Source organism: Streptomyces sp. NPDC047079, assembly GCF_040643755.1.
Classification (GTDB): domain Bacteria; phylum Actinomycetota; class Actinomycetes; order Streptomycetales; family Streptomycetaceae; genus Streptomyces.
This window is the reverse complement of sequence record NZ_JBEYUZ010000033.1, coordinates 12,092-26,071: the sequence shown is the minus strand read 5'-3', so window position 1 is coordinate 26,071 and position 13,980 is coordinate 12,092. Positions and strand designations below refer to the sequence as shown.

Sequence of the window (13,980 nt, the reverse complement as noted above, 5' to 3'; positions counted from 1 at the left end):
CCTCCGCGCGCCGGCGGACCGGGCCGCACGGGCACCGGGTCACAGCAGGTGACCGGCGTCGCCCACCAGCGGAAGGACGCGCCGGGCCAGCGCGCCGACCGGCCCCTCGGCGCTCTCGAGGGCCAGCGCGGCCCGTACCACGGAGGTGGTCTGCGTGTCCCGTCCCGCGGCGGCCACGAGGCATGCCACGAACTGCTCCACGAGCCAGTCCCTCAGCTCGTCGGCAGGCGGCTGCTTGTCCTCGTCGAGCCAGATGAGGGAGGCGGCCTCGACGGTGGTGATCCACATCCGCACGGTCATCCGCAGGCGCGGACCCGGCTCCTCGGTGCCGAGGTGACTGACGATGTGCTCGGCGGCGGCCCGCCGCACGCCGTCCACGATGGCGGTGGTGCGGGATGTCTCGACCACGCTGCCGCCCTGGAGCAGGGCGCTGAAACCGGCGTCGTGCCGGCCGACGAAGGCGAGGTAGCGGTCCAGGGCCCGGCCCAGGCGGCGGGTGAGCGGCCCCTGCTGGGGTTCGGCGAAGCACTGCTGGAGCTCCTCCGCGGCGGAGCGCAGGGCAGCCTCGTACAGCTGCTGCTTGCCGCCGGGGAAGTAGCGGTACACGAGCGGGCGCGAGACCCCGGCCGCCTCCGCCACGTCGTCCAGCGAGACCTCCTCGGGCGCGCGGTGCGCGAACAGGGACAGCGCGGCGTCGAGGAGCTGGGACCGGCGCTCTTCGACGCTGAGCCTGCGGTAGGCGCGGGTCGGGGCCTCGGAGGTCATGTCCGCAGCGTAATCGCGACACCGGGGCGAGGGGCACCCGGCGGGGGAGCCGTCCGGTTGCCGGCCGCCCGCGCGCCGTGCTCAAGCCAGCAGCCCCGAGGCCTTCCACAGCCGCCGGCCGACTCCCCGCAGCACCCCGATGTCGTCCAGGAAGCCGGTCAGGCGCTTGGCGCCCGACTGCATGACCTCGCGGCGGTGGCCGCTGGCCCTCACCTGGGCCACGGCCTCCCGCTTGTCGAGACCCACGTTCGTGTACACCTCGGGGTTCACGAAGGCGACCGAGAACACGCGGGCGAACTCGCCGGAGGTGATGCGGGTGAACTCCTGCGACCACCGCGGAGCGGTCAGCATCTGACGGCGCAGCTCCTCACGCGCGTAACGGACGTGCCGGGCCTCCTCCACGACGTGGATGCGTGTCACTCCGCGGATCAGCGGCTGCACCCGGTCGTCGGGGAAGGTCAGCCGCTGCATCCAGTCCAGGACCTCCTCGCCGAGGAGCGTGGCCGTGAAGGACCCGGGTGTGGTCGAGATCGTCTTGAAGACGCGGCCCAGGGTCTGGTGGACCCGGCTGACCGGGTACCAGGGCGTGCCGCCGTGCGTGATCAGCCGGGCGAACATCTTGGAGTGCCGGCACTCGTCCTCGATCTCGGTCAGCGCGTAGCGCACGTGGGCGCTCGTCGCCGCCTTGTCGTAGATGTGCCGCACCAGCAGCTGCATCAGGATGATCTCGAACCAGATGCCCAGCGAGGCGAGCGCCGCGGCCTCGTGCTGGGAGAGCAGGATCCGCTGCTCCTCGCCCATGCGCTTCCACAGCGGCGTGTCGTACAGCGACACCAGCTCCGGGGGCCAGAACCACTTGCCGTCCTCGAAGGGCGCGTCCCAGTCCAGTTCGCTGTCCGGGTCGAAGGAGTGCCTGGCGGAGGAGGCGAGCAGCCGCTCGGCCACCTGTTCCCGGTCCTTGAGCAGGCCGAGCGCGTCGCGCAGCACGTCGGCTTCGGTCACGGTCGTCATCGCTGTTCCCCACCACGTCGTCGTACGGGCCGCTGTTACCGGCGGTCACGTCTTATGAGACTGCGTGTCAGCAAGGACGTCAATCCCTTGAGCCGCACTTGTTGACGCCGCGTCCGCCGCGCGGGTCGCGGGGCTTGCCGGGCCCGTCGGCGCGCGGCCGGAAAGCCGGGTGCGCAACGGGTGTACGAAGGAGGAGGATCGGCTGGTGGCCACGGTGCGGACCGCGGCCGGCGCGGCGGCATCCCGACCGGTGAACGGAGGCTTGGGCGATGGCGGTTCAAGACCGGGTCCCTACGGCGAACAGCGTCGCGGCCCGCCGCAGCCTGGCGGGCCTCGCCCTCGGCGACGCCTTCGGCGAGCGCTGGTTCCCGCTCTTCCGCGAGCCCGCGCAGGCGCTGGCGGAGATACGCGCGCGGCGCACGCCCGAGGAGCCGGAGTGGCGCTGGACCGATGACACGGCGATGGCCCTCGCCGTCCTGCGGGTGCTGGACGAGTACGGGGAGATCCGTCAGGAGGCCCTCGCCCACGCCTTCGCCCTGGGGTACGACACCGACCCGGCCCGCGGGTACGGCCACGGGATGCACGAGTTGCTGCCCCGGCTGCTCGACGGGCCGGAGCGCTGGCGCGAGTTGTCGCGGCAGCTGTTCGACGGCCAGGGCAGCCTCGGCAACGGGGCCGCGATGCGCGTGGCGCCCCTGGGCGCGTGGTTCCGCGACAGCCTGCCGCGGGTGGTCGAACAGGCGGCGCTGTCCGCCGAGGTCACCCACGCCCACCCCGAGGGCGTCGCCGGCGCGGTCGCCGTGGCCGTGGCGGCCGCGCTCTGCGCGCAGGGCCGGCTGAGCATCGACGCGGTGGTCTCCCTGACCCCACCGAGCGCGGTGCGGGACGGCCTCGTCCGCGCGGCGGGCCTCCCCTTCGGCACCGAGCCGTGGAAGGCCTCCGGCTTCCTCGGCAACGGGCAGCGGATCAGGGCCGACGACACCGTCCCGTTCGCCGTGTGGTCAGCGGCCCGGCACCCGGACGACCTCACGGCCGCCCTGTGGACCACGGCCGAGGGCTTCGGCGACGTCGACACCACCTGCGCCATCACCGGCGGCATCGTGGCCGCCGCCACGGGCCTCGACGGCGTGCCGCGGGAGTGGCTGCGGCGCAGGGAGCCGCTGCCCGGCGAAGGCCCCCGGTGACGGCCGGCCCCGGGCTCACCCGGACGGAACCCCTTGCACCGGGCAGCCCAGGCCCTCCTCGGCGACCACGCGCGCTCCGCCGGTCACCGGTTCCGCCTCCCCGGCCGGGAACGACGTACGCAGCGTGAAGGCGTACGGCGTCGGCCCGTGGGCGCGCAGATGCAGCAGACGCTCCTCGGCCTCCGCCACCGTCGGACGGTGCCCGGCCGGGACCCACCACAGCGCCGTGACCGCCTCCCGCAGCCGCTCGAACCAATCGCGGCGCCTCGCGAGCATCTCCCGATGCCGACCCTGGTACATGAACGCCGTCAGCGCGTTCATGTCCCGCCATGTCGACATGTTGATGATCAGCCACTCGTCGCCGAGGACCGGGACGTCCGTGGCGTTGCCCGAGTCGCCCTGGAGGCGCCAGACGAACCCGTCCGAGGCGTCGGCCACCGCGTTCACGGGGTCCAGGGCGTCCACGAAGTCCTTCAGCTGCGGTGAGTCCAGCGGGGCCAGGAGGCGGGCGATGTTGACCTGGGCGAGTTCGTAGGCGGCTGCGGGGCGATCGGAACCGGTCGTCGTCATGGACCGAACGGTAGGTCGCCGCACCCGGCCCGCGGCAGCCCCCGTCTCGCCACGTGGACCGGTCCACGCGCGGGGCGGCGTCTGAGTACGCAGTGGGGCAACGCCGGGGCGAGGGCGGCGAGTTCAGCGCGGAAGCGGCCAATGGTTCGGCCCGGACTTCGGCCCGGACTTCGGCCCGGACTTCGGCCCGGGCTTGGGCCGGGACTTCGGCCCGAAGCCCGGGCGGGAGTTCGGCCCGTACTCCTGCCGCGAGTCCAGCACCGCCTCCATCACGGCCCTCGCGACCGGCGCCGCGTCCCCGCCGCCGCTGATCTCCCCGCGCTCGCCCGCCGCGTCCTCCACCACCACCGCGACCGCCACCGCCGGCTCCGCCGCGTCGGAGGCCTGCGCCCAGGAGATGAACCAGGCGTAGGGCCTGCCTGAGTTGCCGACACCGTGCTGGGCCGTGCCCGTCTTGCCGCCCACCACCGCCCCGGGGATCGCCGCGTTCCGGCCCGTCCCCTCCTCCACCACGTCCGTCATCATCCCCCGCAGCAGCGCCGCGGTCGCCGGGCTCATCGCCCGGTACCGGGTGCGCGGCTCGGCCGCCCTGACCGTCTCGCCGGCGCTCGTGGTCGCCTTCTCCACGAGGTACGGCGCCTGCACCGACCCCCCGCCCGCCACCGCCGCCGCGATCATCGCCATCTGCAACGGCGTCGCCCTCGTGTCGAACTGCCCGATCGAGGACAGCGCCAGCTGCGCCGGGTCCAGCTTCCGGCCGAACGTACTCGGCGCCACCGCGAACGGGATTTGCAGCCCGGGATCGTTGAATCCGAAGCCCTCCGCGGTGGCCGCCATCGTCCGGGGCCCCACCTCCACGCCCAGCTTCGCGAACACCGTGTTGCACGACCATACGAAGGCGTACCGCAGGGACGCGTTCGCGCAGCCGTCCGTCTCGTTGCCCAGCCGCGTCGTCGAGCCCGGCAGGTGGTAGGGGTCGGGGGACGTCGTCGGGTCGTCGGGATCCCACCCGACCCCCGAGTCCAGCGCCGCCGCGGCCGTCACCACCTTGAAGGTGGAGCCGGGCGGATACGTCTGCCGGATCGCCCGGTTGAGCATGGGCTGCGCCGCGTCCCCGTTCAGCCGGGCCCAGGTCCGCGCGACGGACGCCGAAGCCCCCGACAGCTCCGCGGGGTCGTACGACGGCGTCGAGACCAGCGCCAGGATCCGCCCGGTCGACGGCTCCAGCGCGGCCACCGCGCCCGTCCGCCCGCCCAGATACCGGAAGGCCGCCCGCTGCGCCGCCCCGTTGAGGGTGGTGACGACGTCCCCGCCCGGCGGGCGCTTGCGCACGAGGCCGTTCCACAGCGGGAACAGCGACAGCGCCGGATCGGTGCCCGACAGCAGCGGGTCCTGCGCGTGCTCCAGCAGCGTCGTCCCGTACCGCTGCGAGGCGAAGCCGGTGACCGGCGCGTACAGCGGGCCGTCCGTGTAGGTGCGCTCGTAGCGGAACGTCCCTCCCGTGTCCCGGGAGCCGGTCACCGGCCGGCCGTCGACCACGATGTCGCCGCGCGGCCGGCCGAAGCGTTCGATCAGCCCCCGGTGGTTGGCGGGATTGCCGCCGTACCGGTCGGACTCGAAGATCTGCACCCGGGTCGCGTTCACCAGCAGCGCGACCAGGAGCACCGCACACAGCGCCGCCGCCCGGCGGATGGTGGCGGTGCCCCCGGGCCGGGCGAAGTCCAGATCGTGAGGGAGGCTCACGGCACCGCCGCCCCGGGGTGCTGGCCGCGGGCCGAGTCGCTGATCCGGATCAGCAGCGCCACGATGATCCAGTTGGTGACGACCGAGGAGCCGCCCTGCGCCAGGAAGGGCATCGCCATACCGGTGAGCGGGATCAGCCCCGTCACCCCGCCCGCGATCACGAACACCTGGAGCGCGACGATCGACGCGAGCCCGATGGCGAGCAGGCGCCCGAAGGGGTCGCGCAGCGCGAGGCCCACCCGGTAGCCGCGCTCGACCAGCAGGGCGTACACCAGGAACAGCGCCGACAGCCCCGCGAGCCCCAGTTCCTCGCCCGCCGTGGCCAGGATGAAGTCCGACTTCACGGCGAAACCGATGAGGACCGAGTGGCCGAGCCCCAGCCCGGTGCCCAGCGCACCGCCGGCGGCGAAGGCGAACAGGGACTGCGCGAGCTGGCCCGCGCCCTGCCCCGCCTCGATCGACGCGAAGGGGTGCAGCCAGTCGGCGACCCTGCCGTGCACATGCGGCTCGAGCCGGCCGACGGCCAGCGCGCCGAGGACCGCGAGCACCAGGCCGACGGCGATCCAGCCGGTACGGCCCGTGGCGACGTAGAGCAGCACCACGAACAAGCCGAAGAACAGCAGCGAGGTGCCGAGGTCACGCTCCAGGACCAGCACGCCCACGCTCAGCAGCCAGACCGCCACGACAGGGCCGAGGACCCGCCCGGCGGGCAGCTGGAGCCGCCCCGCACGGCGGCCCGTCAACGCCAGCGCATGGCGGTTGGCGGCCAGATACCCCGCGAAGAACACCGCCAGCAGTACCTTCGCGAACTCCCCGGGCTGGATGGAGAACCCGGCGACCCTGAGCCAGATCCGGGCGCCGTTCACCGCCGGGAAGAAGATCGGCAGAGTGAGCAGCAGCAGCGCGGCGACCACGCAGACATATGTGTAGCGCTGGAGCACCCGGTGGTGGGGCAGCAGCACCACCACCGCGATGAAGAGCGCCACGCCGACCGTCGACCAGTACAGCTGGGCGGGGGCCGCCCGGTCGCCGGGCGTGTCCAGGTCGAGACGGTAGATCAGCACCAGGCCCATGCCGTTGAGCAGGACGGCGATGGGCAGCAGCAGCGGGTCGGCGTACGGGGCCCGCAGGCGCACCGCGCCGTGCGCGAGCAGCGCCAGCAGCCCGAGCCCGGCGCCGTAGCGCATGGTGCCGGGCGGCACGGTGCCGTCGTGGGCGAGGCCGACGGCGCAGTACCCGTACACGGAGAGCAGGACGGCGAGGACGATCAGGGCGCACTCGATGCCACGGCGCCGGGGCGGGCGCGGGGCGGTGGGGGCGAGGGCGTCCACGGCCGTCTCCGCCGCCGTCTCCGTGCGCTCCGTTCCTCGCGTTCCGGGCTCGATCATGTGCGGAACGTAGCAAGCAGGTCAGGGGTGTGTCCCGTTATGTGCACTCAATCGGGCCGTTCCGGTACATGTAGGGACTCGTGGAGGGCGGGCCGCCGACCGGGTCACTCCGCGAGTTCCTCCAGCAGACGGGCCGTGTCCAGACCGGCCCGCAGGTACTCCACGAACAGCTCGTTGTGCAGCGCCCAGGGGCCACGACGGGCGCGGATCATCCGGATCGCCTCGTCGGCGGTGTGCCCGGCCCGCACCAGCGCCTGGGCGACGACCAGACCCGAGCGGTTGTACCCGTGGTAACAGCGGACGAGGACCCTGCGGCCGTCCTCCAGGGCGTCGTCGGCCGCCTGCGCGAGCCGTATCACGCCCGCGAGCTGCGTCCCGTCCAGCGGGCCGTCCGGAATCGGCCACACATGGTGTTCGACTCCGTCGTCCGGCCCGTATCCCGGCAGCCGCAGCAGGGTCAGCACCAGGTCGAACTCATCACGTACGACGACGAATTCCCGGTCCCCGGAACGCCCCTTGAACTCGTGCCCGCCCATCCACAGGCCGGGCACGACCTCGCTCCACGGGACGTCCGGAGCGGGAACATCGGGTTGCATTCTGCGGGTCCGCAACGGCGCCTCCCACCGAGTCCCCAACTGCTCACAAAGGTAACCGGCTTCTTGCCCGTGGAGCACCCCGCCTGTTCCCATGGTCATGGGGTGATGGTGCATGAGCGGACTGCGCGTCATACCGAACTGGCGACACGGCCAGGAACGCCTTTACGTATGCGGCGCCGACGGCAGGAACGTGGCCTGGTACGACCGCGAGACGGGCCGCGTCCACCTGCTCGTCGAGGACCGGCGACAGGACGTGCTGGAGGCGCTCGGCCCGTTCCTGACCGGCCCGGTCACCGTGGGACCGCCGCCTGTCCCCACCCCCGCCGAGCTGGCACGGCTCACCCTCCACCCGGACGACGACCTGGCGCCGAACCGGCCCGGCGAGGCACTGCTGATCGCCCTGGACCGCGATCCGGGGTCCGGGCACCGGCTGCGCCCCGACCCGCGGCGGCGGGCGCTCGCCGCGGAACAGGCGGTGGGGGACGCGCTGGACCGGCTGGAGGGCGCGGGCTGGCGCACCCTGCACTCGGTGCCGCTGCCCGGCGGGGACCGCGTCCACCATCTGGTGATCGGCCCCGGCGGCCTCTTCACCGTGTACTCGCTCCACGCCCGCAGACAGCGGGTCCTCGTGGCCGACCCGGTGGTGACGGTGGGCCGCGGGGAGCCGTACCCGCTGCTGCGCCGGGTGCGCGCCGACGCGGACCGGGCGTCGTACGCCCTGACCGCCGAGGTGCGTCCCGTCCTGGCGGTGACCGAACCCGCGCGCCTGGAGGTCATGGCCCCGCCGCGGGAGGTCCGCGTGCTGACGGACGCCGACCTGCCCGGCCTCGCCCGCCTGGGCGGCGTACTCAAGCCGGCCGACGTCGAGGCCCTGCACGCGATGGCCAGGGACCGGCACACCTGGGCCAGGGTGTGACCCGCCCGGACCGATATCACTACGGGGGCAGGGCCGTGGCGTGCGCGGGATCGAACAGCGGGGCCAGCAGGTCGCCGTACGCCTGGAGGCGGGGGGCGATGTCCGGGGCGCGGAAGACGAGGGCGCCGGGGGACGCGCAGGCGACCACCTCCTCCCAGGTCACCGGCGCGGACACGGTCGGCTCGGGCCGGGCGCGCAGGGTGTAGGGCGCCGCCGTCGTCTTACGGGCCGCGTTCTGGCTCCAGTCCACGAAGACCTTCCCGGGCCGCAGGCTGCGCGTCATACGGTGCAGGACCAGGCGGGGCATCGCCTTCTCCGCCTCCACGGCGAGCCGCTTGGCGTACTCGGTCGTCCGCTGCGAGGGTGCCGGCTCGACCGAGGCCAGCAGGTGCAGCCCCTTCGAGCCGGACGTCTTCGCGTACGCCTCGATCCCGTCCGCCGCGAGCCGCTCCCGCAGCCACAGGGCGACCCGGCAGCACTCGACGACCGTGGCGGGTGCGCCCGGGTCCAGGTCGAACACCAGCCGGTCCGCCACGTCGGGCGTGTCGATACGCCACTGCGGGGTGTGGAACTCGGTGACGAGGTTGGCCGCCCACATCAAGGTCGGCAGGTCCTGGACCAGAACCATGCGGGCGGGGCCCTCCGCGCGCGGCACCTCGGCCGTGGTGACCCAGTCGGGCGTACCCGGCGGGACGTTCTTGGCGAAGAAGAGCTGGCCGTCCGGTCCGTCCGGGTAGCGCAGGAAGGACAGCGGGCGGTCACGCAGATGGGGCAGCAGCGCGTCCGCGGTGATCGCGTAGTAGTGCAGCAGCTCACCCTTGGTGAAGCCGGTCTCGGGATGGATGACCTTCTCCAGATTGCTGAGCGCGAGTCGGCGCCCCTCCACCTCTGTGATCGGCGTCATACGATGAGAATCCCATGAAATCGCCCGTTATCGACGGAAAAGGTGCGGCACGTGCGATCCATCTGGAACGGCACCATCTCGTTCGGTCTGGTGAGCATCCCCGTCAAGCTGATGAACGCCACCGAGAACCACTCGATCTCCTTCCGCCAGATCCACCTGGCGGACGGCGGCCGCGTCCGCTACCGGAAGTTCTGCGAGCTGGAGGACCGTGAGGTCCCGCCGTCGGAGATCTGCAAGGGATACCAGGACGCGGACGGCACGGTCGTCCCGATCGCGGACGAGGACCTGGCGAAGCTGCCGCTCCCGACCGCCAAGACGATCGAGATCGTGGCCTTCGTACCGGCCGACCGGATCGACCCGCTCCAGATGGACACGCCGTACTACCTGTCGGCGAACGGCGTCCCGGCCACCAAGCCCTACGCGCTGCTGCGGGAGGCGCTCAAACGCAGCGGGAAGGTGGCGATCGCGAAGTACGCGCTGCGGGGCCGGGAGAGGCTCGGCATGCTCCGTGTGTTCGACGATGTGCTCGCCATGCACGCACTGCTGTGGCCGGACGAGATCCGGTCGCCGGAAGAGGTGGCGCCGGACGCCGACGTCCCCATCCGTGAGCAGGAGCTGGACCTGGCCGACACGCTGATGGACACGCTGGGGGAGGTGGACCTGGACGAGCTGCACGACGAGTACCGCGAGGCGGTGGAGCAGCTGATCGCGGCGAAGGCGGAGGGCAGGGAGCTTCCGCCGGCTCCCGAGCCCGAGGGCGGCAAGGTCCTGGACCTGATGGCGGCCCTGGAGAAGAGCGTGCGGGCCGCGCGCGAGTCCCGTGGTGGGGAGCCGGGCCGGGCGGCGGAGGTGAGACACCTGCCGTCCCGCAAGCAGACGCGTGCGGCACCGAAGGAGGTCGGTGGCAAGAAGTCGACGTCGACGGCGAAGAAGACGACGGCGAAGAAGGCGGCGCCCAAGAAGACGACGGGCGCGGGGGAGGAGACGTCCGCGAAGAAGACGGCGTCCGCGACGAAGACGTCACCGGCGAAGAAGGCGGCGGCGGGGACGTCGCCGGCGGCCAATTCGAGTGCGGGGAGGTCGGCGGGGAGCGGGGCGGGGGACGGGAAGAAGACGGCCGGGCAGAAGGCGACTGCGCCGAAGACGACCGGGCAGAAGTCGACCGCGAAGAAGACTGCGGCGAAGAAGACTGCGGCGAAAAAGACGACCGCGACGAAGGCGGCCGCAAAGAAGACGACCGCGGAGAAGACGGCGGGCCGGAAGCGGGCGGGGTGAGGCGCGCGGCGTCCTGCCACCGTGCCGGACCTGCCGGCGTCCAGGCAGCCGGGGGCCGGTCAGTGGGCGGCAGTCAGCGTAGCGACCTGAAGGCGGCCCGGAGTTCGTTGGTGAAGATCTCCGGGACTTCCCACGCCGCGAAGTGACCGCCGTTGTGAACCTCGTTGAAGTAGATGAGCTTGCGCTTTTTCGAGAAGAGCTCTCGCGGAATCCCTGCGGCCAGGAAGCCCCACCCGGATCCGAGCCCGAGGCAAATGACCGGCCGCCATCAAGTGACTGGCTGTAACGCTATTTCACGCACTGTGAAGCCGCAACCCGGTGCCCGTCCCGAAAGTCGAGGCGCCGACGGGGCGCCGGGGCGAGGCCGTACGTGCGGCATTCGACGTGTGCGACGCGGCGATCACGACGGCCGGGACAACCCCCGCCGCGAGTCCGCCGAGCGCCCCCTGGGGCAGTGCGGCTGTCCAGGCGGTCGCGGCTTCGGATATCGGTACACCGGCCATGGCGGCACCGCTGACAACGGCGGCCACAGGGGGGTCCAGCGTCCGGGAGGGGCCATATTGCCGCTACCCGGAGAAGAGGTTAGCCTGCCCTAAGCTACTCGGTTGATCTCGGGGTTGAGGATGTCGATGGTCTCATTGCAGTTGGGTGCGCGCCAGAAGAGCGGTCCGTCCGTGCCGGCGGATTCAGCGGGGGACGCGCGACTTGCCGACCTGCGACCCGGGATGAGTGGCCTGGTGATCGACATCGACGAGTCGGTCGAGCCGAGCACCATGCGACGACTGGTCGACTTGGGGTTCGCCCCCGGCGCGGAGGTCACCGTGCTGCGGAAGGCGCCGCTTGGCGACCCCGTTGTCTTCCAGGTCGTGGAGTACGAGGTGGCACTGCGCAAAGCGCAGGCCGCCGGCATCCACGTACGGCGCACTGCATGAGCGCACACTGCGGTCCGGTGGCCCAGACGGTCACCGGCAGGACTCGTCTGGCCCTGGTCGGCAGCCCGAACTCGGGCAAGAGCACGCTTTTCAATGCCCTGACCGGCCTGCGGACCAAGACCGGTAACTACCCCGGAGTGACCGTCGCGCGCTATGAGGGCATGGCGCGTGTCGGCGAGCACGAGGTGGTCATCGAGGATCTGCCGGGCACCTACAGTCTCGACCCCATCAGCCCGGACGAGCAGGTCGTCGCCGATGCGCTCGACCCGGACAACGCGGGCATCGGCACACCCGACGGGATTCTCGTCACGATTGACGCGACGACACTGCGTCGTTCCCTCGGGCTCCTCGCCCAAGTCATGCAGACAGGCTTGCCGATTTGCGTGGTGCTCACCTTCCGTGACGAGTTGGCCCGTCGCGGCGGCACCCTTGATGCCTTGGCCCTCCGTCGTGCTCTGGGTGTGCCGGTCGTCGGGGTGACGAGCGGATCACGCAACGACCTGGCGGAGTTGCAGTCCGTGCTGCTCGACTGGGCCGCATGGGAGCGGCCGGTCGTCCCGCCGCCCACCGCCCCCTCACAGAGGCGGGCCTGGGTGGAGTCGCTGCTGCAGAGCGCGGGCTACGAGGTACCCGAGGTCGATCGCCGCACGCGGCGTATCGATTCCGTGCTGTTGCACCCGCTGTGGGGCACGCTCATCTTCTTCGCGACCATGTTCGCGTTCTTCCAGATCATCTTCACCGTCGCGACACCGCTGCAGGATGCGGTGCAGAGCCTCTTCGACTGGCTCGGCACGCTGGTCACCGAGTACGTCTCGAACCCGTTGCTCTCCGGCTTCCTGGGCAACGCCCTGATCGGCGGCGTGGGCGGCGTACTGGTCTTCCTGCCACAGATCGCCCTGCTGTTCCTCATGATCTCGCTGCTGGAGGGCAGCGGCTACCTCTCCCGCGCGGCGTTCCTGATGGACCGGCTCATGGCCAAGGCCGGGCTGGAGGGCCGGGCATTCGTCGCCCTGCTCTCCTCCCTTGCCTGCGCCATCCCCGGCATCATGGCCACCCGCTCCCTCCCGTCGGCCAAAGACCGCTTCGCGACCATGATGGGCGCGCCGCTGATGACCTGTTCGGCGCGCTTGACGGTCTATGTACTGCTGACCGGCCTGCTGGTGAGTCCCGATACCAGGGTCGGGCCCTTCGGTGCCCAGGGCGTCGTCATGTTCGCCCTGTACCTCGTCGGTGCGCTCTCGGCCATGGCGACGGCCTGGGTCTTCAAACGGTTCAGCAGCCGGGGAGGTCCGGTGCTGCCGTTCTACATGGAGATGCCGTCCTACCGGCTGCCGCGGCTGCGGTCGGTGGCCGACGCCATCTGGAGTTCCTGCAAGGGCTTCCTGCACAAGGTCGGCCGGATCATCCTGCTCGTCACCATCGGGCTGTGGCTGCTGCTCAGCCTGCCCATGCACAGCGATGCGCAACTGCGCTCCGCCGGGGTCAACCCGGCCGACCGGACCGCGGTTTCGGCCTATGAGGTCGACCACAGCTACGCCGCCGACATCGGTCACGCCATCGAACCCGTCTTCGAACCCCTCGGCTTCGACTGGCGGATCAACGTCGGCGTGCTGGGATCGCTGTCCGCCCGCGAGGTGTTCGTCGCCACCCTCGGCCAGGTCGCTGCCGCCCAGAACCCCGACCAGCCGGCCGAAACCCTGGCACACATGACTTACACCGACGGGCCCCATCGGGGACAGAAGCTCTTCACTCCGGCCACGACGGCCGCCTTGCTGGTCTTCTTCCTCTACGCGCTGCAATGCATGTCGACCATCGGGGTCATGCGCCGTGAGACCGGCTCGTGGAGATGGCCCGCGGTCGCCTTCAGCTACATGTTCGTGCTGGCCTGGACCATGGCCTTCCTGACGCACACCCTCGTAGGACTGCTGGCGTGAGCGTCGTCCCCATGCACCCCGAGGCCACGGCCGACCCGCAGGCCGTCCGTTGGGTGATCCCTGCCGGCACGCTGCCGGTCGTCGGAGAGATCGCCGATGCACCGGACGACCTCGGGAAGATGCTCCACTCCGAAGACGTCGCCTCCATCGAGGTGGAGACACAAGCCGTGGTGATCCGGCTCGCCGATGGCCGGAGCTGGTCCGGCACGGGAGCGCGGGTGCGCGACGCGCTCAGCGCCGCACTGCAGCACCCTCAGCGGTGGCGTCCGGCCGCCGAGGTCACCGAGGACGACATGCTGCGTGCCGCGCTGCAAGACGTCCTGGACGGATCCGTTGGTGACTACATCCGTTCCCACGGCGGCGAAGTGACGATCGTGTCCGCCCAGGACCGGCACGCGGAGGTGCGGATGGCGGGCACGTGCACGCACTGCCCGGCTGCCGGGTTCACCCTCCACTCCCGCCTCGAGTCGGAACTGCGTGCCCGGTTCCCCGGTCTGGTCGAGCTGCGGGCGACGGAGGAGCCCGGCAAGGCGGCAAGGCGCACATGGCTCACCCTGCGCCGCCGCAACGCGTGACCGTCCACGGCGGGGGTGGCGACGCGACCCGCAGCGATCACCTCTGCCGACGGGCAGGGCGCGGCTTCCGCGGCAGTCACAGGCTCCTGTCAGCGGAAGGGCTACGGTCATGCAGAAGCGCGGGCCCCTGGACTCGTCCAGGGCCTTTCCCATTCGCTGGGGCTGACCTGGCGTCCTGGACGGCCAT

At 71.7% G+C, this 13,980-nt stretch carries 13 protein-coding genes; 6 read left to right on the top strand and 7 right to left on the bottom strand.

Annotation, left to right across the window (positions count from 1 at the left end):
- Nucleotides 1-39: 39 nt before the first annotated feature.
- Together ABZ823_RS27740 and ABZ823_RS27735 are read right to left on the bottom strand one after the other, a co-directional pair.
- On the bottom strand, nucleotides 40-765 hold the full coding sequence (locus ABZ823_RS27740) for a helix-turn-helix domain-containing protein (protein WP_361665588.1): 726 nt from the start codon (nucleotides 763-765) through the stop codon (nucleotides 40-42).
- 81 nt (nucleotides 766-846) lie between these two features.
- Complete coding sequence (locus ABZ823_RS27735; RefSeq protein ID WP_361665587.1) at nucleotides 847-1,776, bottom strand: diiron oxygenase; 930 nt, start codon at nucleotides 1,774-1,776, stop codon at nucleotides 847-849.
- Between the two features lie 269 nt (nucleotides 1,777-2,045).
- On the opposite strand from ABZ823_RS27735, the gene ABZ823_RS27730 reads away from it, so the two are divergent.
- On the top strand, nucleotides 2,046-2,960 hold the full coding sequence (locus ABZ823_RS27730; RefSeq protein ID WP_361665586.1) for an ADP-ribosylglycohydrolase family protein: 915 nt from the start codon (nucleotides 2,046-2,048) through the stop codon (nucleotides 2,958-2,960).
- A 15-nt stretch (nucleotides 2,961-2,975) separates the two neighbouring features.
- On the opposite strand, the gene ABZ823_RS27725 is transcribed toward ABZ823_RS27730, so the two are convergent.
- From ABZ823_RS27725 to ABZ823_RS27710, 4 genes are all read right to left on the bottom strand, one after another.
- Nucleotides 2,976-3,530 (bottom strand): DUF3291 domain-containing protein, encoded by a 555-nt coding sequence (locus ABZ823_RS27725; protein WP_361665585.1) that lies wholly within the window; start codon nucleotides 3,528-3,530, stop codon nucleotides 2,976-2,978.
- A 123-nt stretch (nucleotides 3,531-3,653) separates the two neighbouring features.
- Nucleotides 3,654-5,273 (bottom strand): penicillin-binding transpeptidase domain-containing protein, encoded by a 1,620-nt coding sequence (locus tag ABZ823_RS27720; protein ID WP_361665584.1) that lies wholly within the window; start codon nucleotides 5,271-5,273, stop codon nucleotides 3,654-3,656.
- Nucleotides 5,270-6,661 (bottom strand): FtsW/RodA/SpoVE family cell cycle protein, encoded by a 1,392-nt coding sequence (locus ABZ823_RS27715; protein ID WP_361665583.1) that lies wholly within the window; start codon nucleotides 6,659-6,661, stop codon nucleotides 5,270-5,272. Before ABZ823_RS27715 ends, ABZ823_RS27720 begins: the two co-directional genes overlap by 4 nt.
- A gap of 104 nt (nucleotides 6,662-6,765) precedes the next feature.
- On the bottom strand, nucleotides 6,766-7,272 hold the full coding sequence (locus ABZ823_RS27710; protein WP_361665582.1) for a dual specificity protein phosphatase family protein: 507 nt from the start codon (nucleotides 7,270-7,272) through the stop codon (nucleotides 6,766-6,768).
- A 97-nt stretch (nucleotides 7,273-7,369) separates the two neighbouring features.
- On the opposite strand from ABZ823_RS27710, the gene ABZ823_RS27705 reads away from it, so the two are divergent.
- A complete protein-coding gene (locus ABZ823_RS27705; protein WP_361665581.1) occupies nucleotides 7,370-8,173 on the top strand; it encodes a nuclease-related domain-containing protein in 804 nt (267 codons plus the stop codon).
- Between the two features lie 19 nt (nucleotides 8,174-8,192).
- On the opposite strand, the gene ligD is transcribed toward ABZ823_RS27705, so the two are convergent.
- Nucleotides 8,193-9,077 carry a non-homologous end-joining DNA ligase gene (gene ligD, locus ABZ823_RS27700; protein ID WP_361665580.1) on the bottom strand — a complete coding sequence of 295 codons (885 nt, stop codon included), beginning with the start codon at nucleotides 9,075-9,077 and terminating at the stop codon, nucleotides 8,193-8,195.
- A gap of 51 nt (nucleotides 9,078-9,128) precedes the next feature.
- On the opposite strand from ligD, the gene ABZ823_RS27695 reads away from it, so the two are divergent.
- From ABZ823_RS27695 to ABZ823_RS27680, 4 genes are all read left to right on the top strand, one after another.
- On the top strand, nucleotides 9,129-10,352 hold the full coding sequence (locus tag ABZ823_RS27695) for a Ku protein (RefSeq protein ID WP_361665579.1): 1,224 nt from the start codon (nucleotides 9,129-9,131) through the stop codon (nucleotides 10,350-10,352).
- Nucleotides 10,353-10,975: 623 nt separating this feature from the next.
- Nucleotides 10,976-11,284: a FeoA family protein gene (locus ABZ823_RS27690; protein ID WP_361665578.1), complete on the top strand. Its 309-nt coding sequence runs from the start codon at nucleotides 10,976-10,978 to the stop codon at nucleotides 11,282-11,284.
- On the top strand, nucleotides 11,281-13,218 hold the full coding sequence (locus tag ABZ823_RS27685; RefSeq protein ID WP_361665577.1) for a ferrous iron transporter B: 1,938 nt from the start codon (nucleotides 11,281-11,283) through the stop codon (nucleotides 13,216-13,218). Before ABZ823_RS27690 ends, ABZ823_RS27685 begins: the two co-directional genes overlap by 4 nt.
- Entirely contained in the window at nucleotides 13,215-13,793 is a 579-nt protein-coding gene (locus tag ABZ823_RS27680; protein ID WP_361665576.1) for a NifU family protein, read from the top strand. Before ABZ823_RS27685 ends, ABZ823_RS27680 begins: the two co-directional genes overlap by 4 nt.
- The last annotated feature ends 187 nt before the right edge of the window (nucleotides 13,794-13,980 follow it).